The organism is Vibrio cionasavignyae (assembly GCF_050337155.1).
GTDB lineage: Bacteria > Pseudomonadota > Gammaproteobacteria > Enterobacterales > Vibrionaceae > Vibrio > Vibrio nomapromontoriensis.
On record NZ_JAKJSR010000011.1, the window covers coordinates 292899 to 314802 of the forward strand.

Consider the following 21904-nt stretch of genomic DNA (forward strand, 5'->3'; position numbering starts at 1 on the left):
GGAGTATACTGCATTAGATAAAACGTTTCTACTAATCAGCAATAGGCATAATCTTTAATAGAGCTACATTCAAATCATGGTATATTCCCCCCCACCTAGGTGGGGGGAGACAGACATTACAGCCAAACCGTCAACTGATTAGACTCATCACCTAACATACTGTTTAAAATAGTTTTTTCTATCTTAGCACCACCCGTCCGATAGGCATTACTCGTTAATAGAACCTCTATGTCATTACCATTTAGATCAATTCGTTTAGGCGTAAATTCCCCTTCTTCCGGCACAATGTGTAACTTGCAAGGTTTACCGTAAAGCGTGAAGTCTAAACTCACCTTACCCATCGATTTTGCGATGATTGGATCGAGAATAAGAGAATCGTTTTCATAACGAACGCCAAGTACGTTGCTGATCACTTGGTTAATGTAGATACCCGGGCCACTAGAATAAATTCTCCAACCACCTTTTACCGCCACATCACCGGATTTTAGTTTGTCAAAATCACGATAGGCTTCATAGCGATCGTTGAATTTGCCGTCTGAGCTTGAGAAATAAGCATTAGACTGACGAATTTCAGCGTTAGGCACAGCTTGTTGAATTCCAACTGGCACAATTTTATATAGATTTTCTAGAACTTTATCCGCCTTACCCATCTTACAAAGCGCTTCAATAAAGCGAATATGAGCGTGACAGTATTGCAGACCTACTTCTCGGCCAAGGTTTGCGGCTAACTCAGCGCGTTTAAAGTAACTTTGCTTGCCGCCGTTGTACTCCGCCATTTTTTCCATCAATCGAACACCATCCGGATGAACCAGATTTTCTTCGATAATATTCATATGACTTTCAGCCATCTCTTTGCTGAATGTCTCAGAGATGATAGAGCGTGATGCTGGAAGTAAGCGGTACTTGATACCCGTTTTTTCATCTGACGGATGTAGAAGATACTCGACTTTACTCACATCTTTGTTTGGTAAATGAATGAAGCCAGCGATCACGCCGTCCTTTACCAAAAGTTTGTTGTAGTCAGCTTCCATATTAATCGTAAGTTCACTAATTAGATTAACAAAGTCACCATATTGCTCATGCGGGTTCAATGCTTTTGCCAGTGTTTTCAACGACTGAAGTGTTAGAGGAATCGTCCAACCACTCACCATATTTTCACGCAATGATTGATTCGCTGGTTGCAACGTATCATCCCAGTCACCATCGCCGTAACAAGACAGGTGTGTGCCCGGTACTAGGTTGTCAAAAATATGCTTAATTTGGCGCTCAACATGGGCAAAAATTGTGTACTTTTCATCAGTGAAAGCAAAGCCATTTTCAATGCTTGTATAAGGGACTTCGCGATTAAGAACATCGATATCACCTGTCGTCGTGATGTAATCGGCAATTGCCTTTAACGGCCAAACCACAATATCGCCATGACAATCTTCTTGCTGAATCTTTGAGTATTGATCAAACATAAACCATTGTGGCCACGTACCGGTTTCAATGTGTTGGTGGCTATAAATAGTATCCAGTAAGTCAATCACTCGATCGTAGCGTTGCATAGACATGAACAGCTCAAATGGGCCTTGAGAGACGTCACGCGTTCCCCAAGCGGCCCCAGAATACTGCTCTAGGCCATGTGGCGTCGCATAGTGAACCAGCGCGTTGTGAGTAAACCACTGCATGGTGTCGTTTAGTTTTTGAGCATTATATGCATCACGTTCAAATTCAACATGGAACTGATTTAACAGTCCATTTTGCGCAATTTGATAAGCCTTAACTTCATTATCAAAATCTAGTGTCGTTGTATCTAGACCTGTTTTACCATCCAATGTACCAGAGATCGTCAGACTCGCTTTGCCTGTTACTGACCCGTTGAGTAACAGGTATCGAGTCGAATCTTTACAGACAATCGTAGAAACATCCGTTAGGAAATCACTGGCAGACATTACGTACGACATTTCTGGGTAAGTGGAACCTACCAGTTCATTATTACCATCAATGCGGAAAGTATTCCCTTCACAAGTCACCGTCACATCATTTTCGTTTTCATTATTCCCCATCAACAACTGGTTGGTGATAACGATGTCTAACGCATCTGACAAACCTTGCGTTTCTATATCAAGTTGAACCGCCGTTTGGTCTTGTGAGCTAAAGCTAGTGACAATGATGTAGCCGCCTTGGTACTTATAGAACCAACGAGAAAAGTTAAGACCGATTTCGTATGCTGATGGCATGGTTAAAATACGGTACTCTTCGCCCTCTTTCACCCAAATTCTTTGACCACTAAACTTGAACATATTTAATGAAGTACGCTCAACGCCTAATAATTTGTTAAAAGAAGTATTACCGAGAACAATGTGAGAGTTGAACACACCATACATGCAATGAGTCGAACTCATCACAGCATTTTCGAAATTTTGGTTGTTTCCAGTTGATACCATATGGCCAGTCGAACGCTCAAGAAGACGTTCTTTACTCGCTAATGTGACATAGCGACTTTCACCTTGCTTGTCACCGTAGAAAAACGACAGCAACTGACCATGATTCTCTTCTGAAAAACGCTGTTCTTTTGAAAAAAACGTTTCGACTTCAGCTAAAGAAAAATCTTCGCCAGCAACGCTATTAGATGCATCTAAATAGAAGTGAATCAATGACTGCTCTGATGCACAGATACGATTTGGTTGAAGGTAATCATTACGAAGTTGATTAAGCTCTTTGGCTTCGCTTACGTTAGAAAGAGGAAGATTAGAGCCGAAGTCGATATAGAAAACCGATTCTTTAACGTCTGATGCCAACAAGCTAACTTTTTCAGTCTGCAACGCAATATAGCCCATTTCAAACTGAAGTTTAAAGTTCTCTAACTGCTCTTGGAACAAGGCTTCTGGTTGCGCTTCAAAGCGGTAGCTCTTGCCAAAAAACTGATAACCGTCAGTAGAATAACCTACAATCCTGTCAGTCAACGAGCCGATTTGAGTGCACGGGTTTCCCGTACTTTGTGGTAGGTTTTGTCGTGAACAAACGACATAGCCTTCTTCTTTAGTTTCAAATACTTGATGATCTAGGTATTGGCTCACATAACATTCGTTGCTTTTCACTGCGCCTTCATCGGCTAGCGCTAAGTCTTGCCCGAACACAAGATCATATGTCATTGTTGATGCAGATAGATTTTCAACCTGAGTAGTGAAGTACAGCTTTTCGGTATCTGCCGCGAAAGAGATAACAACGGAAGCACAAAAGGCGTCCGTTTTCGTTTCCCAAACGACTAAACCTTCATCATTACGATAGGTGCGCATAGTTTTGTTGAAATGCATTAATGGCGTGAACTCAATCGTATCTTCATGATGAGTACGAAGATAAATATTGGATAGCGCACTCTCAAATTCGCTTGGGCTATACAAATTAAGCATCACCGTGCCATGCTTAATTGTATGCAGAACGTTATGCTCTGAGAAATCTAACGTTAGATGTCCGTTAGTGATTGAATGAAATGAATCAGAAATAGCGTGAATCATGTAAAAGTACCTACTTACTAAAAATTAAAATGGGTCATTCTGTTAGAGAAAAATATTTTGTTCGGTTTCTTTATCAAACACATGAACTTTATTCATATTCAGTGACACGCTATGGACACTCTGCTTGCAAAGAGAAAGCTCCGGATTCGTTTCCTTACAAATAAGCTGCTCTCCATTAAAATTCAGATAAAGGAACGACTCTGAGCCCATCTCCTCAACCTCGGTGACATATGCATCAAAATTATTGTCACCTGGTGTCATCGATAATTGCTCTGGGCGCACCCCTAGATAGACTTCCTGACCAACATAGCCAGCAAGGTGACTTTGCTTGTCTTTAGGAAAAGTAAAGATGTTGCCATTAACCTGGATAACAACCTCACCATTTGTCCCTTCAATTAGCCTGCCCGAGAGCATGTTCATCGTGGGAGAACCAATGAACTCTGCAACAAATTTATTCGCAGGCTTGTGGTATAGGTTCATCGGTGTATCGACTTGCATGATGGCACCCCGATTGAGCACACAAATGCGGTCACCCATCGTCAATGCTTCAACTTGGTCATGAGTCACGTAGATCATTGTGGCGGGCTTACCGGACGTTTTTAAGTCTTCATGAAGCCTAGAGATTCGCATACGCATTGAGACTCGAAGTTTGGCGTCTAAATTTGATAGTGGCTCGTCAAAAAGAAAAACTTCTGGCTTTCGAACCATCGCTCGCCCTAGCGCAACGCGTTGACACTGACCACCAGACATTTGTCCCGGCTTGCGATCAAGTAGCTCTGTAATCTCTAAAATATCAGCCGCTTCATTAACGCGTTTCGCGATTTCATCTTTCGGCTTTTTACGTGTCTCTAGACCAAATGCTAAATTCTCTCGAACGGTCATATGTGGATATAAAGCATAGTTCTGGAATACCATCGCAATACCACGATCTTTTGGTTGGACGTCATTACATAACTTTTCGCCAATGACGAGCTCTCCACTCGAAATACTTTCTAATCCAGCAATCATTCTTAATGTCGTTGATTTGGCACATCCCGACGGACCAACCAAAACCATGAATTCGCCATCTTTAATGTCGAGTGTGAAATCATGAACAGCGTGAAAACCACCTTTATAAATCTTGTTTATATTTTTGAGCTTGACCTGAGCCATAAGCATACTCTTCTGAATAAGGTTGTAGAAACGTTTCAATAGATATTATGAGAGACAGCTATAAGTGTCAACAAAAGGTGCGAAATCATGAACTTTGGTCACACTTTTTTTTAGACATGTGTCAAAACAGTAAATTGGAGTTTTGCCACTATTAAGAGAGGATAAAACTTTAAGATAAGCAATTGAATAATATAGACTTAACTCGTAAGTCACTTTATAGCCAAAGCTCTAACCCATCACACCAAAAAGTGGCTAGTTGAATAAAGTGTGAGCAAGCTCTAACTAAACTTAATTAACATCGAAACGTTAAATGTTGAAATGATGAAATTTTGTAGAAAAACGCAGCCACCATTTGAGCTAGATGAAAACAATCGAGACGAGTAAAGCTGAAGATTGCCCGCAACTTTACTCGATGTAATTCAATCTCGACTTAGATAGTCCCAATCTTCTTGTTGCATGTCATTTAAACCCATGTTGTATTGCGCCATGAACAATGGATTGAGCTTCTCACAGGTATTTTCGTAATCGACTCCTGCCCAAGCCACTTCATAACCATTTTGGCGACAGAACTCTGTTAAGCCTTTATCATAACCGGCCTGATACAACGCCACTTTATCGGTAGGAATGGACTGGTCTTGCGCCATTGCTTTACCTTGAAATGCTAAGTCATAGCCCCTTTGTCCCCAATCCTTTGATGCAACATCGTTGGTTGAAGAACACCCGGACACTAGAAGAATAGTACTCAATACAACTGCTGATTTTAAAAACCTCATATCCCCTCCTTATGTGACTTCATAGCAAACAATATTAGGATGTTCGTGAAGCTACATTTGCCTATCTACAAGAGCCTTCTAAGCGTAGCTTAATTAGCATGACTCGTCGGATTCACTTTCAGTATAGCAGTAAAAAAACCCTATAAATCATATAAATAGCTTTCGACACAGAATCGGCACTCTAGCGAATATTTGTCAAAACGTTTAAGCCTATTGGCAGCAATGAGTTAACTGTAACTTGGGCATTTCAAATTTCTGTCAAAAAAATTCTTCTCCATTCAATTCCTTCGAAATAATGGAAACGTTAAAGCTAGGGTTGTTATTCAATTCCAGCAGTGATTAGACATAAAAAAGCCAGTAGCATAGCTACTGGCTCGATCCATCACGGGGTTCGTTTATAGACCTAATTTCTCTCGCTCTTGTCTCATCATGAACGGGTATGGTGCTTTAAAGTAATCTTTTGGTACTTCATAGCGAACTCGCGCATTCTCAAGCTCTTCCATCATTTTATCTTGGACTTCTTTGTACTTAGGATCACCATAAACATTATTGACTTCTTTCGGATCCATTTTCAGATCATACAATTCAAAGATACCTTTACCGTTTTCCTGAGAGTAAAAATCAATCAGCTTATAGCGCTCACTTCTAACACCATCATGACGCGGCACATTATGAGCCCCTTCCATGTAATAATGATAGTAAACCACTGGACGTTCTTCATGCCATTGAGCATCCGACGTTTCACCAAGCAGAACCTTCAAAAATGATTTACCCTGCATCTCTTTCGGAGCTTCTAAACCAACCGCGTCTAAAAACGTTGGTCCAAAATCCATATTTTGAATCATTGCCTGTGGACGCTGCTCTGCTGGAATTTTAGCAGGCCAACGAATCATGAATGGCATTTTAAAACCTTCTTCGTACATGTAGCGCTTTTCTGCCCATCCATGCTCACCAATAAAGAAACTTTGGTCAGAGCTATATACTACAATGGTATTTTCCGCTAATCCCGACTCATCTAAATAATCAAGGATACGACCAACGTTCTCGTCAATCGTCATCACGGTCGCCATGTAGTCACGCATAAAGCGTTGATACATGTATTCGGTACGTGCCACTTTAAGATCTCTTGGCACATCGCCCCAACGACGTGCATACATAGGATCCTTCATCTTTTGCCAGTAATCGACATTCACATCATCATAGGCATCGTGAAACGCTGCCAATTGCTCTTCATTTAGTCGATTAACAAACTGATCGAAATGCCACTTTTCGTCGTTTGTCATGCTCTTAATCCACTCTTCTCGAATGCGCGCCTTTTCTGGTGTGCTTGGAGCTGGAGGAAATGCGTTAATTCCAACAGGTGTCATACCATATAGCTGCATCCAAGCATTGTTCGCATGGTCACCTCGTGTTGCATAATCATCAAACAACGTGTCAGGTGTTGGGAAATTATGGTTAATGAAGGTCTTCATATGACGAGCTGGCGGGCGCCTCGGGGTATGAGGCGCTTTATATTGCACCTTCAGTAAAAATGGCTTATCCGCATCTCTGCTTTCTTCAAGCCAATCTAACGACATATCAGTAATCAGATCAGTAGAATACCCTTCCATGACTGTTATCTTGCCATTTTGATCAATAAACTCCGGGTTATAGTAGGTTCCCTGTCCACCAGAGCCATTTAATACAAACGAGTAGCCAAATTCATTAACTGGCGTTGGCTTCATATGCCACTTCCCTATCAACGCCGTATCGTAACCACTTTGCTCCATGATTTTAGGGAAAATGACCTGATTTGGGTTCCAGCGGGAGCTGTTATCGATCACACCATTTTTATGCGAATGCTTACCTGTCATTACTGATGCGCGACTTGGCTGACAGATAGAGTTCGTCACAAACGCTCGCTCGAAGATGGCACCTTCATCAGCGATACGATCAATATTAGGAGTATGACCTAACGTAGGGTTGTATGAGCTAATAGCTTGGTTTGCATGGTCGTCAGAGAAAATAAATAAAATGTTTGGCCTTGTATCTTCTGCAGCAACGCTTGCCATCGCACTTGATGCCAGTAATAGCCCAACCCCTTTAGAGAGAATAGAACGATTGATATTCATATATATAACCTATTAAAGATGAATACTTAGCGAGCGTAAATAGATATTCACACTCACTACGTAGTTTTGTATTTTCTGCTACTTAATTAGTTGTTGTAGTGATTGTTTTTATTGAAGAAATCAAGGCCTAAGTGCTCTGGCATTGCTGCCAAACCAAACAAGAACGTGGAAAAATCAACACCTTCTATCCACTCAGCCTTCCACTCAGGTTGGTCATGGCTATAACGCCATAGAATTTCATACCCACCGTCTAATTCAAACTTCGCGTTAATCGAATCATCTCGATACGTCGCAATGAGATCGTCTTTCGCTCGCTCATTGAACGGTAAATAACCCGCAAGGATATGGGGTGAAACAACGAGGTTCTCGTTAAACTGGCGATCACCTTCAAAGTGAAAACGGTCGACACAATAGCCGTTGGGACAAGCACCAGCGCCACTTCCCCATTCATATTCTTTGATGTCTACACCTTCAATATCAACATCTTGCCAAAAAGCATAGTCCGCTTTTGCCGATTGCTTCAAAGCTTCAGAAAATTGAGTATTAGTCGAAAAGTCACTCATTAAGTAATTATTAAAAAGGAAATTAAACTGAGAGGTAAACCATGTTTCACCTTCCGAAAGCACTGGGATATTATTATATTTAGCTACTGGCAAATATTTGGTCGATGCATACCAAATATCCCAAAATTTACGAGCATTCGCTGGATTAGCCGTCTTGATTCGCTTATCTTTTGCCTGCTGATTGGCCACTGACGCTACGAGCATATATTCATTAAACGCTTTCGTTCGCCATTTTTTAAAGCTACCGTCTGTGTACTGAGCAAGATAAATTCGCCCTGTTCTCACATCCGCGATATACGGTGTTAAATCCGTATTGCTATATAAAAAATCGGCTAAGCGGGTAATTTCAGGGTTGTCGCTGAAATAATTTTTTGCGAACTGAGCACCAAGAATCATAATTGCACTATCCACAGGGCTCCAGTCATCTCCTGCTGCTTCACCGGTTTGCGTATTATAGAAGTGGATAAATGTATTCGTGGCATTTTGGGGAACAGTAATTGTGGGATCTTCTCCTGCAAGCATGCGTAATGTTTGTAATGCCAACTGTTCAGCTTCCGGCTCCCAGCCATTTGCGTGACCAATAGTTAAAGCGACTAACCCCATACCCGAGTTCGCAATCGAGCCCAGATGGTCTCGGTGACCATTTAAATGCAGTTTATCTTCATAAGAACCATTATCATTGCGCAGTTGCTGCCAGTATGCGTAGCCACCTCGGTACAAACTTTCAATTATTTCAGCATCACTCTTTTGCTCTACTCGAACGGGGGAAGTTTGTTCGACGTCATTTGATGCATAGGTTGGAAGGCTAGCTGATAACATTGCCCCGACGATAAGAGCCGTGATTTTCTTTTTCATGTGTTTGATTCCAATATTATACCGACATACGTCCTGACCATCATACGCAGTCAGACTGTCACTAAATCTCAACCCAGTATAAACGTTTCTATATATCACACAATACGAGCATGAATAGACTGTGCGCTAAATCACTTGATACAAGCTCTAAAACAACTCTCCAACACAGTAAAACACCCTTAATACAGCACCCTATCTAACTGAATTATATTAATTTTAATCGAATTTTTCGGGCAAATCCCCACGCTACCTACTAAAACAATTAGCGCCGTACTTTGCTGGATAACTTACTTTATATCGAACGATAGAAATATTTCCCCAAATGCAATACTACAAAGAATTATGATTTAACAATCAGTGAGTTAAGTTTCAACACACCACCAAAACCATTAAAAACAATAAAATCATGAACTTAAGTGAAACAATATTTTACAAAATTGCATTACCACTGCGCATTGATAGCAATAGGTTTTGCTCGCTATTAGCTAGGTTCCACACCAAGCTCGATTTTTCCTTCTCCCTAACTAAAGCTACGAAAGACCATAAATTCATATGGGGAACAGTTATACATTCGTGATCCCCATCTCGAATACAATATACAAACAAGACCTTAATCACACTAACCTAGCTATTCATTTGCCATTTCAAATATGTACGCATAAGTTAGCCTCAACCAATGCGAAACGTTTATATTAATTCACTATTTGGAGACCTACAATTATGAGAAAACTGTTTATTGCGGCCACTGCCATTACTACGATGTTTCTTTCCACTACCGTATTGGCAAATGTTGAAATTAAACCCAACGACTTAAAGCGAATCACTGGTGAAGTTCATGAAATGACCGTATTTCTAGACCTATCAGAAGCAGAGTCCAACGCGATTCTAGATGCAAAAAAGAACCTAGCAAGTGCTAACTATGACCTTGTCGATAAATACGGCGCTCGTACTGCGGAATATAAAGAAGCAAGAAAGCCAGTGTGGCGCGACTACCAAAAGTCTCTTTTTGCTGTCATTAGCAAGGAAGACTTAAAGCGATTTAATCAATCAAAAAAGTAACACTCATTATGAAATCCGGTGTGCGCATTGAGGCTAGTAATCAGTTCGTTACGCCGTCTACCTTGCCAATGGAACTATAATTCATGACTTCTAAATTTGTAAAAAAAGGAATGGGCATTGCTATTGCCTCTGTGATGGCAGGCGGTATGGTGGCTAATACAGCTGTCGCCGATACCCCCTCTCCAGAACCTCAACAACCCAATGTTGTACTTATTTTCGTCGATGACATTGGCTATGCGGACATGGGATTTCAAAAGATTAGAGATGACGTTGTCACCCCGCACATGGATAAGATTGCCCATGATGGTGCGATATTTTCTGCTGGATATGTCACAGGTTCTGTCTGCGGCCCATCTCGAGCTGGTCTATTAACTGGACGCTACCAACAACGGTTTGGCTATCACGACAATATTGGACCACGTATTAGCGAAAAGGGTATAGAGCAAGGGCTAGATCTCTCAATTAAAACGTTTGGCAACTACTTCCAAGACGCTGGTTATGTCACAGGGTACATTGGTAAATCACACGACGGTGATGATAAAAAATACTGGCCTCATAACCGCGGATTCACTGAGTTTTATGGATTTAATAACGGCGCTGCAGATTACTTTGTAAGTGGCCACAACGTTGAAAACTCAGAAGAAAAAGCTTTTTCTTCTCTGCATCGTAATGATGAAGTAGTCGAAAACTTTGATGGCTATTTAACGGATATTTTCGGAGACGAGTCCGTCAGTTTTATCGAACGCCACAAGGACAACCCATTCTTCTTATATGTACCATTTAATGCCTCTCATGGCCCTATGCACGCAAAAGAAGAAGACTTAAAGAAATTTGCTCATATCAAGGATCCGCTTCGCCAAAAATCCCTCGCCATGACTCACAACATGGATATCAACGTTGGTAAGATTGTTGATAAATTAGAGCAGCATGATTTGATGGACAACACCATGATCATTTTCTTATCTGATAATGGTGGCAAGCCAAAAAATAATGGTTCAATGAATACGCCATTAAGAGCGATTAAAGGCACCACATGGGAAGGCGGTATCCGAATTCCATTCGCCATCTCCTATCGCGGTCACATTCCTGCTAATCAGGTGATCGATGAGCCAGTGATCTCTTTAGACATTTTACCGACAACTCTCGCTATTGCCCGTATTGAACCTAAAAAAGAGTGGCAACTAGAAGGCGTAAACCTAATGCCAAGATTAACGGGTGAAGTCGATAAACTTGAGCCTCGATTCTTATACTGGCTGACCGCTGCTCGTAGCGCAATCCGTGATGATGAATGGAAGCTTGTTGTACCAAATGTTCATGTAAAGCGTCCTCGCTATGAACTGTACAAAATTAGCGAAGACATCAGCGAATCTAATGATCTTGCAAAATCGCACCCAGAACAAGTCGAGCGACTAAAACAAGAGTTTGAGCGTTGGGACTCTGAAAATGAAACTTCTCGATGGGGCTGGAATAAAGACCGTTATCCATATACCAATGGATGGAGAGGTCGCGACTAATTAGAAGCAACACTCAATGCGCTAGTCAGGAGTACCGCTGGCTAGCGTATCACTGTGATATCTAGTTAACTTGCTTAAGACTGCCATCACACTAATCAATAAAAGCTCATAGATAACGAAGTTAGTCATGAGGCAAGCCTTGAATAGAAATCGCGCCTCTTGTATAAACCTTAGCAATATAAACGTTTAAACAGATTCACAATAAGTCGCCATTACGGCGACTTCCTCCAAGGTGGAGCAGTGGTAATCACGGATATGGCTAAACAGAACACCACTAATTTGAATATCGATCGACTGAGGAGAAGCAATGACTTCCGCTAATCAATGTCACGTAATGGCAAAGCCCAGCAGTTCCGTTTGCAACCTGGATTGTACCTATTGCTTTTACCTAGAGAAGGAAAAGCTTTATCCAGAACGTAAAAGCCAATGGAAGATGTCGGAAGGTACGCTGGAACTATACGTGCAACAATATATAGACGCACAAGATGGCGAACATATTGAATTTGCTTGGCAAGGTGGTGAACCGACACTGCTTGGCTTGGACTTTTTCCGTAAAGCGGTTGAGTTTCAAAGTAAGTACAAAAAACATCACCGTATCACAAATGCATTCCAAACCAATGGTCTGCTACTAAACGAAGAATGGTGCCAGTTCTTTAAAGAGCATAACTTCTTGATTGGTATCTCCATCGATGGACCCGCTCACGTCCATGATCATTACCGAGTATCGCGCTCTGGCAACCCAAGCCACGCTAAAGTGATGGCTGCTATTGATTTAATGAAGGAACACTCTGTCGATTTCAATACTTTGACAGTAGTTAATAACGAAAATGCTAAGTATCCAGAAGAGATTTACGACTTTCTGGTAGGGATTGGCTCTTCTTATTTACAGTTCATTCCAATTGTTGAACGTGAAGCACAAACGGAATCAGAAAATGGCTTGTATTTAATCAGCCCAGAGCACACTCAAGATGCTAAGGTAACCAATTGGTCTGTGGCACCAAAAGCTTACGGTGAGTTTCTAAATCGCATTTTCGATCGCTGGGTAAAAAAGGATGTTGGCAAAATTTTCGTTAACACCTTTGATTCAACATTGGCGACCTGGTGTAACGAGCCTTCCGGTATTTGCGTGCAATCAGAAACCTGTGGCCATGCCTTCATTCTTGAAGCTAACGGTGACATGTACAATTGTGACCATTTTGTTTACCCCGAGCACAAACTCGGTAATGTTCATCAATACAGCATCAAAGAGATGAACCAAACCGATCGTGCCCATCAATTCGGGCAAGCGAAAAAGGACACCCTGACTTCACAATGCAAACAATGTGAATATCGACATGCTTGCCATGGCGGTTGTCCTAAACATCGCTTTGCACTTTCACAGTCTGGCCAACCCGGTCATAGCTATTTTTGCGAAGGTTACCAAACCTTCTTTAAACACACAGAAAAAGATATGAAGACCATGCGAAACCTCATCAATCGCGGTCGCCCACCCTCAGACATCATGTACGTTTACTTGCAAAAACAACTTGCTAGCCACCAATTCACCGGTGGTCGTAATAGCCCTTGTCATTGTGGTAGTGGCAAAAAAACAAAACGCTGTTGCGGGTAACATCTTGCCCCTAACTTCAGGACAAATAGTGAACTAACATTCATTATTAACTCGTTAATGAAGAGCAACTAGACTCTTCATTTTTTTAACTCTCAATAGAAACGTTTCAACGGACTCATTATGAAAAAAGTATTACCTCTGTGTTTTGCCGTGTTGAGTACATCGGCGCATTCTAGCCCTCCACCAAACGTTAACCAAGATATTCCTTTTTACGATCATACTCTATCGATTGAACAACGACTCAACGATATCAGCGAACGTTTAACTGATGAAGAAAAGGGACACATGATCACCCTGTGGAATCAAGGGGTTCCGCGCTACGGACTAAAGTCTTTTATGCCAGGTGAAGCCCTACATGGTCTGGCATCACCTCGAAATAACGCCGCTACCGTCTTTCCTCAGTCAATTGGGCTCGCCGCTACTTGGGCACCAGAAGCCATTCAACGAATGGGAGATGCGGTTTCGGATGAAGCAAGGGCGCAGTACCATAATGGTCCAGTGTTAAAAGACGGTAAGAAAGGCCCTCTCACTTTTTGGTCTCCAGTTATTAATATCGCCCGAGATCCTCGTTGGGGTAGAACACAGGAAGCTTATGGTGAAGATCCTCTAATTAATGGCACGATGGCAAGCCACTATGTCAAAGGCTTACAAGGTGATCACCCTAAATATTTGAAAACAGCAGCAGGCGCAAAACACTTCGTTGCCAACAACGAAGAACACAACCGCTTCAACGGTAACGCGAATATTTCAGAAAAACAGTTACGCGAATACTATTTCCCAGCCTATAAACAAGTTGTCCAAGATGCTAATGCGCAAATTGTGATGACAGCGTATAACAAGCTTAATGATGAGCCAGCTGTGACCAATACTTGGTTAATTCGAGACGTGTTACGTGGCGAATGGGGATTTGATGGATTCGTGCTCGGTGATTACGGCTCTGTACTGATGACGACAAAAGGTTGGGGAGAGCGAAGCTTCCACGGCCACGACATCTATGACAACTATGTTGATGCGACTGCAGCGGTACTCAATGCGGAAACCTTGGATTTTGACAACACCAGACTTTTCCGCCAAGAAGCGATAACGGCTATCGCACAAAACAAAACCACCAGTGCTCAATTAGACCGAGCATTTAGAAATACAATGCGCGTCGGGTTAAGACTTGGCATGTTCGACCCAGAAGAGCTGTCACCATGGAAAGATATCCCGTTTGAAACAATGACGACATTTAAGCCGCTCGCGCTCGAACTTGCAGAAAAAAGCATGGTTTTGTTACAAAATGAGCCCGTGGATAGCAAACCCGTGCTACCTATCGACAAATCGACAACCAAAACTGTCGCAATCATTGGCCCTAACGCGAACGTTTTAAACTTCGGTACATATTCGGGCACAGCCAAAGATCCCATCACGCCATTACAAGGCATCCGCAATTATCTTGGTGATGACGTAAACGTCATGTATATCCCATGGACTCACAACCAAGGTGAACTAAACCCTATTCCGCTTGAAAGTATTACCTTGCTTGATAATCAAGGGCTCGGTGTCTGGAGCGCAGATTATTACACTAACCGAAATGGCAGCGGCACCCCTATTGCTAGCAATACGGTTGGGAATATTGATTTTGACTTTGGCAAAAACACACCGCACCAAGACTTAAACAGTGAAAACTTTGCCATTAAATACACCACGACTATCGTCCCTCCTCAAAGTGGGCTATATACGCTAGGGGTCGAGTCCAAAGGCTATGAGATGGTGTTTGATATAGATGGTTCCACTATTTTCCGAGACCACGGTAATAACAACGAGCCACTTCGAACCACAACAGAGATTGAATTAGACTCTCAGCAAACTTATACGTTTACAGTCCTAGCAATGGAGAAACGTGGCAGCTCCGAGCGTTCAGTTAAATTTGGTTGGGAATTGCCATCAGAAGACACTTCCTATGAAGGTGCAGAGCTAGACGCTGCAAAAAAGGCCGATGTCGTCATAGCTGTGATGGGTTTATCGACAGAGTACGAACGAGAATCCATCGACCGTACCTCAGAAGGACTGCCTTCAGAGCAAATAGACTTGCTAAAAAGTGTCCTTAAGGTCAATCCAAAAACCGCTGTTGTGCTGCAATCGGGATCTTCTATCGAAAGTCCATGGTTGAAAAATAACGTTCCAGCGATTTTACAAAGCTGGTACCCGGGCGAACAAGGTGGCGCTGCTATCGCCAATACTCTGTTTGGTGACAATAACCCTGGAGGAAAATTACCGCTAACCTTCGTTAAATCTTGGCAAGATCTCCCGGCATTTAACGACTACGACATTACTAAGGGCCGCACCTACCTTTATTTTGATAAAGAGCCTCTATGGGCATTTGGTCACGGACTGAGTTACACCAACTTCAACCTCAAAAATCTTGAGATGAAATCAACCTCAGTAAAAGCAGACGGCACAATCGAGCTATCGGTGCAGGTTGAAAATACCGGTGACCTAGCCGGAGACGAAGTGGTTCAAGCCTACATTGTTGACATGTTTGAGCGTAGCGAAAAGCCGAAACAACGACTCAAAGCGTTCCAACGAGTGAGTGTACCAGCGGGTCAAAGCCAATCTGTCACGCTAAACATTGATGTCTCTGATCTTACTTATTGGGAAGAGTCCACCAGCAGTTGGCAGTTGGGCGATCAATATAAAGTAATGGTTGGCAACGCATCAGACAATCTTGTCCTATCCAAATCTTTCACTATTAAATGAATATAATCCAGGCCGTAGTACAAGCCGTTTTGTACTAACCCTCGATTAAATGAAAGACATCAGTGGCGAGTGAATTCACTCTGCCACTGATGTAACCAAATACCTTTCTATGAGGTCATCATGCACCACAACGGCACACGACTAAATATCATGATAGTAACTAGAGTCCTCACCGCCTCCTTGGCAGCGATGACTTTACTTGGCTGTAGCAAAACAATCCTAGTCGACCCTCAACCTCTATTAGTTAACTATCCAGATAGTTTTAGCGAAACAGGCTTGATTAGCACCAACGATAATTGGTGGCGGGAGTTTGATGATCCAGCCTTAAACGCCTTAATCAATAAAGCATTTACAGATAATTATTCGCTACAATCTTTTCAATCTAGACTGACGAAGGCAAGAGCATTAGCCAACGTAGCGGATGCGCGTCGCTACCCTGAACTAATGGCATCAGCCTCAAGCCAGATCGAGGCAGAACGAGGAAACTCAGACAACAACATCGACCAGCATTCATCTCTATTTACGTCCTTAAACGCCAGCTGGGAACTTGATTTATGGGGAAGAAATCAAGCGCTGTCTGATTCTTCCTTCTACAACTTACTCGCGACAGAAGAACAATTCCGCGCATTCAGCGATACGTTAGCGGCGAATATTGCCCGTACTTGGTATCAGCTCGTGGAGCAAAAAAAATCCATCGACATACTCAGCAAACAAATCTCCAATACCAAGATAATTACTGAAGTCACCGACCATCGGTATAAAACAGGTCAGGAAGGTATCAGTGCGGTTTGGCGCCAAGAGCAACTCCTTGAAAATCTACAGTCAAGACAAGCCTCTGCAACGAGTAATTTCGACGTGTTAACCAAACAGCTTAATGTATTGATTGGCAGCGTGCCGAACTCTGCCATTGACTTAACGACGTTAGCCTTTCCTACCTATCCCGGGTTGCCAGTCGCTGGGTTGCCAGCCGAATTATTGCAACGACGCCCAGATGTCAAAGGGGCATGGTATCACTATCAATCTTATGAAATGAGTGCCGATGCAGCCGAGAGTGCTCGCCTCCCAAACATCACGTTGAGCAGCCAACTTCAATCAAGCGATATGTTAGACAGCATTGATCTGTGGCGTCTAGGGTTGGGTATTCGAATCAACGCCCCGCTTTTCAACGCAGGTAAACTAAAGAACCAACAAAAAGCCGCCGAAGCTGATGCTCAAAGTGCACTCTATCAATATACCCAAACTGTCATAGAGGCCATTGCTGAAGTTGAAATGAGTCTGCTAAAAGAGAAGCAGCAACAAACTACACTCCTCTCTCTAAAACGACAAACTAAGCTCGCTTCCAACACCCTAGATGCAGAAGCGATTCGTTACAGCCTTGGTGCTCAAGGCTATTTAGATGTGCTCAACGCTCAAGAGCGATTATTCACCCTAGAACAACAGTCATTAGTTGCAGAAAGGCAGTTGTTACTTAGCCGTATCACCACTTATCAGTCACTGGGCGGCCACTCCTCTATTCAACCGCGCCCTAGTTACGCTGCACACGATGAGACATTAAAATGAAGACCAAGTTTCAATCCCAGCCCTCACAACTATTACAGCGTATCAGTACGGCTCTTAAGGTGTTATTACCCTGCGTCATTTTGATTGCAGGTGTATTCATCACCTCTCATTTCTTAGAGGGCAAACCACCGGGTCGAACGCGAGTCGGTGAGCCACCAAAACGCACTGTCGATATCGCCCCCATTTTATTTACTCAGCAAACACCACGTGTCCGAACCAGTGGTGAAGTTGAGCCAACATTGTCGGTTAACCTGCGATCTCAATTACGAGGTATCGTCACCGACGTCAACGCACAGCTTCTGCCCGGTGGCTTTGTTTCTAAAGGGGAAAAGCTGCTTACTATCGATGCGCGAGAGCATGAGTTAGCGGTACTTGAAGCAAAAGCAAACCTTGCTCGCCAACACGCGCTCTATCAAGCCGAAGACGGGCGTAGGAAAGCCGCCGAAATTGAATATAAATTATCGGGAAGACACTTATCTACAGAGCAATTAACGCTGGTACTTAGAGGGCCACAATTAGCTCAAATAAAGGCCGATTTGGCAAAACATGAAGCACTGTTAAAACGAGCTAAGCTGCAATTGTCTCGTACGTCCATTTACGCCCCTTTTGATGCACAGATTGCCGATATGACCTTGTCGAAAGGAGCGCTACTTAGAGACAACACCTCGCTTATTGACCTCGTCGCAACCGATTCATTTTATCTCAAAGTCAATGTTCCGGCTTCGCAACTTCGTCTTATCGATGTTCCTAAAACGTACACTAAAACCAAAGCAAGGGCTGAGTGCGTAGGCGCTTCTGTTACCATAAAAAACCCTAATGAATGGCAACAGCATCAATCCAGACAAGGTTGTGTCGTGAGTCAGTTACCCAACCTAGATAGCCAAATTAAATCTGCCTCGCTGCTGATTGAAATCCATGACCCATTAGCAATACAACCTGAGAACGCTCAGCAACCTCAAGTATTACTCAACGCTTTCCTACAAGCTGAAATTGAAACAAAACCCTTCGACAATGTTGTCAAAGTCCCGCGTCGTTACCTAGAAAAAGGTCAGTCTATCTGGGTAATGGATGATCAACATAAATTAGCTTCACGAGATGTGTCTATTGCCTTTCGCGAACAAGATTACGTGTTAATCGACGCCGGGCTAACCCAAGATGAATACATCGTCACCACACCTATTCCCGGCGCGGTCTCGGGTATTCAGCTTGAAGCGAGAAACCTCGCGCAGTTTGAATCACATAACAAGCAGACCGCCGCGAATGAAATGGGAGCGCAGAGCCATGAATAACGCCAAAGGCGCTATCGCTTGGATGGCGAACAACGTCGTGACCGCGAATCTCCTGATGTTGTTTTTCATCATAGGTGGGTTGCTCATGTCGTGGCAGATAAAAAAAGAGGTTTACCCAAATTTTCAGCACAATTCTATTCGTATATGGGTCCATTATCCCGGTTCCACTCCGCTAGAAATGGAACAAGGCGTCACCTTACCTATCGAAAATGCCATCAGTGGCATAGAAGGCATTAAAGAAGTACATGCGTGGGCCAACTCTGCGGGGACCAATATAACCGCAGAGCTTATCAATAACGTTAATGTTGATCGTGTGCTAAGAGAAGTAGAAAGTGCCGTCAATTCTGCCTCTCTCCCAGATGGAGCGGAAAAACCTAACATTTCACGCAAACAAACACGTGATGAGTCAATGGAACTCATTTTGTATGGTGACGTGAGTCCGGTCGCACTCAAAGAAATGGCAACAGAGCTGAGAAGTATATTGCTGTCCGCTCGTGACGTCACTCAAGTAGAAATTGCCGGTTTTCCCAAATACCAAGTACAAATTCAAGTAGATAGCCACACCTTACAACAATATGGACTGACCATTGATGAAATTGCCAATAGTGTAAGCCGTCACTCCGTCAATCAGTCAGGAGGAAGAATTGAAACCTCTGGTGGAGACATTCTGCTACAAATTGATGAGAGCCGAGGATGGGCGAAAGAGTTTGATGACGTTATCGTCAAAAAGACGTCTTCCGGTGGCACACTCAACATCGAGGATATTGCTCACGTACAAGATGGGTTTGCTAATCGGCATAACCGCTTTTATTACAACGGACAGCCTTCTGCTAGTATTCGTATTTATCGCGTCGCAGACCAAACACCTGTCTCCATTTCAAAGTCCGTTCACGCGTTAATGCCCGAACTCACCTCCTCTTTATCACCGGGCATGAGTATTGATATCGTTAATGACGACGCCATCATCTATGAACAACGGATGGAGTTGCTGTTAAAAAACGCTTTTAGCGGCCTTATTTTAGTGCTCATTGTTCTCGCGTTATTTCTAGATGTCAGACTGGCATTTTGGGTCACAATGGGAATTCCCACCTCGTTCCTCGGAGCAATGCTGTTCCTGCCTGGTATGGATGTATCGATTAACATGATTTCCATGTTTGCCTTCATCATCGCGCTAGGAATCGTCGTCGATGACGCCATTATCGCGGGGGAAAACATTCATGAAAAAATGAGCCAAGGAATGAACTTTATTGACGCGGCAATTATCGGCGCGAAAGACATTTCTGTACCGCTCACGTTCAGTATTCTAACCAATATCGTGGCCTTCATTCCGATTTGGTTTCTACCCGGCACACTTGGGCTGACATTTAAAGTCATACCCATCGTTGTTGCGACCGTATTTGTGATCTCTTGGATAGAGGCGCTCTTTATCCTTCCTGCTCATGTCGCACATATAAACAATAAAACGCAGCCAGTGTGGATACGACCGTTTCACTACGTTCAGAGCAAGGTGGATAAACTCCTACAACGCTTTATCAAACGATGCTACGCCCCCGCCCTACATCGGTTATTGCTATGGCGTTACCTCGTTATTGCTATTGCCATTGTATTACTCAGTGCTTCTATCGCGTTTGTCTCCGGGGGGCACATGGGCTTTAGTACCATGCCTCGCGTTGAAGCTGAGTTTTCCGTCGCACGCGCTTTTATGCCTGTGGGAAGCTCAGCAGACGAGGCACATCAGGTCCGAGAGCAACTTGAAAATGCGGCTCAAGAGGTAATAGCAAACCATGGCGCAGCAGATCTCGCCAAAGGAGTCGCCACGCAAATGTGGAGCCGCGATGGTGAGTTTGTCATTATATCGAGGATCTTCTTACAGCCTTCGGAGATTCGTAGTCTGTCTACACGAAAAGTATCGCTACTTTGGCGCGAGGTCACTGGTGATATACCACAAGCCAATGCCGTTCGCTTTTCTGCTACCGGCAGCGGACCAGGCGCCGACGTTGCTGGCGTTACATTAGAGCTCACTCATCGAAACAGCGACATGCTTGCCGAGGCCAGCGAAGCACTAGCGACATCATTAGAGAGCTATCATGGCGTGGTTGATATAGAGAACAGCTTAATGTCTGGTAGCCAACAAATTTCTCTCAAGTTACTACCTGAGGGGATTCGTATGGGGCTCACCGAACAGAACTTAATTCGTCAGGTTCGACACGCCTTTAATGGGGTACGAGCCATCAGACAACAACGTGGCAGTGATGAAGTTGATGTGATGGTGCAATTACCGGAATCACAACGTTCAAGTGTCTATCATTTGGAGCAATTGCCTATTCGAGTAGGTCAGCAGTACATTCCATTATCCCAAATTGCAGAAATACATAGGGAATATTCAGCCTCCGCGATACACCGTCGGGACAACCGCCGCCGCGTGACCGTAAGCGCCGATATTACGCCCTCTTCGGAATCTATGGCGCTATCGCAGACATTGTCTAGAGAAGTATTTCCTCAGCTACAAGCCCAATACCCAGGCTTAGTGATTGGATTTCGAGGAGATCAAGCAGAACAGAAAGAAAGTATGGCCTCACTAGCCGTCAATGGTGCATTGGTCGCCCTTGCCATATATTGCCTACTCGCTATCCCATTTAGGAGCTATCTGCAGCCTCTCATTATCATGTCGATCATTCCTTTTGGTCTTATTGGTGCGGTTTTTGGCCACCTACTTTTAGGCTACTCCATGAGCATTGTCAGTTTGCTTGGCATCTTGGCGTTAAGTGGCGTGGTTATTAATGACAGCTTGATTTTAGTCAATGAGGTCAACCGACATCGAGCGCAAAAGACAGAGGTATTTTTAGCTATTATCAAAGGAAGCACGCGACGCTTTCGTCCGATCATATTAACGACACTAACAACCTTTGGTGGTTTAGCCCCAATGATTTTTGAAACAACCAATCAGGCTAAGCTCATGATTCCCATGGCGATATCACTAGGGTTCGGCATTTTGGTTGCCACACTCATCACACTAGTACTTCTGCCATGCTTGTACGCCGCATTAGAGGATTTAAAAGCGTTGTTTAGCCGCCAAGACCAGCTAACTCACAGTGATGAAATACATTAAATAGCCGTCACATACCGTCAGACTATAAAGCCCCAACTCAGCATTGGGGCTTTTTAATCATTTACCGGTTT

General features: G+C 43.3%; 12 protein-coding genes. 7 read left to right on the forward strand and 5 right to left on the reverse strand.

What is annotated here, in order from left to right:
• Positions 1-116: 116 nt before the first annotated feature.
• From L4D74_RS07005 to L4D74_RS07025, 5 genes are all read right to left on the reverse strand, one after another.
• Positions 117-3500: a GH36-type glycosyl hydrolase domain-containing protein gene (locus tag L4D74_RS07005; RefSeq protein ID WP_428751411.1), complete on the reverse strand. Its 3384-nt coding sequence runs from the start codon at positions 3498-3500 to the stop codon at positions 117-119.
• Between the two features lie 42 nt (positions 3501-3542).
• On the reverse strand, positions 3543-4652 hold the full coding sequence (locus L4D74_RS07010) for an ABC transporter ATP-binding protein (protein ID WP_428751412.1): 1110 nt from the start codon (positions 4650-4652) through the stop codon (positions 3543-3545).
• 419 nt (positions 4653-5071) lie between these two features.
• Positions 5072-5425, reverse strand: coding sequence for a DUF2799 domain-containing protein (locus tag L4D74_RS07015; RefSeq protein ID WP_428751413.1), 354 nt, complete (start codon positions 5423-5425; stop codon positions 5072-5074).
• Between the two features lie 395 nt (positions 5426-5820).
• On the reverse strand, positions 5821-7536 hold the full coding sequence (locus tag L4D74_RS07020; RefSeq protein ID WP_428751414.1) for a sulfatase family protein: 1716 nt from the start codon (positions 7534-7536) through the stop codon (positions 5821-5823).
• An 86-nt stretch (positions 7537-7622) separates the two neighbouring features.
• Positions 7623-8954 (reverse strand): hypothetical protein, encoded by a 1332-nt coding sequence (locus L4D74_RS07025; RefSeq protein ID WP_428751415.1) that lies wholly within the window; start codon positions 8952-8954, stop codon positions 7623-7625.
• Between the two features lie 720 nt (positions 8955-9674).
• On the opposite strand from L4D74_RS07025, the gene L4D74_RS07030 reads away from it, so the two are divergent.
• The 7 genes from L4D74_RS07030 to L4D74_RS07060 all read left to right on the forward strand — a co-directional run bounded on the left by L4D74_RS07030 (position 9675) and on the right by L4D74_RS07060 (position 21833).
• Positions 9675-10013, forward strand: a complete 339-nt coding sequence (locus L4D74_RS07030; RefSeq protein ID WP_428751416.1) for a hypothetical protein — start codon at positions 9675-9677, stop codon at positions 10011-10013.
• Positions 10014-10096: 83 nt separating this feature from the next.
• Entirely contained in the window at positions 10097-11527 is a 1431-nt protein-coding gene (locus tag L4D74_RS07035; RefSeq protein WP_428751417.1) for a sulfatase-like hydrolase/transferase, read from the forward strand.
• 307 nt (positions 11528-11834) lie between these two features.
• Positions 11835-13136, forward strand: a complete 1302-nt coding sequence (locus L4D74_RS07040) for an anaerobic sulfatase maturase (protein ID WP_428751418.1) — start codon at positions 11835-11837, stop codon at positions 13134-13136.
• Between the two features lie 120 nt (positions 13137-13256).
• Entirely contained in the window at positions 13257-15875 is a 2619-nt protein-coding gene (locus tag L4D74_RS07045) for a glycoside hydrolase family 3 C-terminal domain-containing protein (protein WP_428751419.1), read from the forward strand.
• A 150-nt stretch (positions 15876-16025) separates the two neighbouring features.
• Complete coding sequence (locus L4D74_RS07050; RefSeq protein ID WP_428751420.1) at positions 16026-17435, forward strand: efflux transporter outer membrane subunit; 1410 nt, start codon at positions 16026-16028, stop codon at positions 17433-17435.
• On the forward strand, positions 17432-18724 hold the full coding sequence (locus L4D74_RS07055) for an efflux RND transporter periplasmic adaptor subunit (RefSeq protein WP_428751421.1): 1293 nt from the start codon (positions 17432-17434) through the stop codon (positions 18722-18724). Before L4D74_RS07050 ends, L4D74_RS07055 begins: the two co-directional genes overlap by 4 nt.
• Complete coding sequence (locus L4D74_RS07060) at positions 18717-21833, forward strand: efflux RND transporter permease subunit (RefSeq protein WP_428751422.1); 3117 nt, start codon at positions 18717-18719, stop codon at positions 21831-21833. The genes L4D74_RS07055 and L4D74_RS07060 overlap by 8 nt, the downstream gene beginning before the upstream one ends.
• The last annotated feature ends 71 nt before the right edge of the window (positions 21834-21904 follow it).

Bases quoted from the DNA above. Each gene is read 5' to 3' on its own strand.
- L4D74_RS07020 (WP_428751414.1), bottom strand. From the start codon at position 7,536: ATGAATATCAATCGTTCTATTCTCTCTAAAGGGGTTGGGCTATTACTG.
- L4D74_RS07060 (WP_428751422.1), top strand. From the start codon at position 18,717: ATGAATAACGCCAAAGGCGCTATCGCTTGGATGGCGAACAACGTCGTG.
- L4D74_RS07050 (WP_428751420.1), top strand. From the start codon at position 16,026: ATGATAGTAACTAGAGTCCTCACCGCCTCCTTGGCAGCGATGACTTTA.
- L4D74_RS07025 (WP_428751415.1), bottom strand. From the start codon at position 8,954: ATGAAAAAGAAAATCACGGCTCTTATCGTCGGGGCAATGTTATCAGCT.
- L4D74_RS07010 (WP_428751412.1), bottom strand. From the start codon at position 4,652: ATGGCTCAGGTCAAGCTCAAAAATATAAACAAGATTTATAAAGGTGGT.
- L4D74_RS07040 (WP_428751418.1), top strand. From the start codon at position 11,835: ATGACTTCCGCTAATCAATGTCACGTAATGGCAAAGCCCAGCAGTTCC.
- L4D74_RS07015 (WP_428751413.1), bottom strand. From the start codon at position 5,425: ATGAGGTTTTTAAAATCAGCAGTTGTATTGAGTACTATTCTTCTAGTG.
- L4D74_RS07035 (WP_428751417.1), top strand. From the start codon at position 10,097: ATGACTTCTAAATTTGTAAAAAAAGGAATGGGCATTGCTATTGCCTCT.
- L4D74_RS07030 (WP_428751416.1), top strand. From the start codon at position 9,675: ATGAGAAAACTGTTTATTGCGGCCACTGCCATTACTACGATGTTTCTT.
- L4D74_RS07045 (WP_428751419.1), top strand. From the start codon at position 13,257: ATGAAAAAAGTATTACCTCTGTGTTTTGCCGTGTTGAGTACATCGGCG.
- L4D74_RS07055 (WP_428751421.1), top strand. From the start codon at position 17,432: ATGAAGACCAAGTTTCAATCCCAGCCCTCACAACTATTACAGCGTATC.
- L4D74_RS07005 (WP_428751411.1), bottom strand. From the start codon at position 3,500: ATGATTCACGCTATTTCTGATTCATTTCATTCAATCACTAACGGACAT.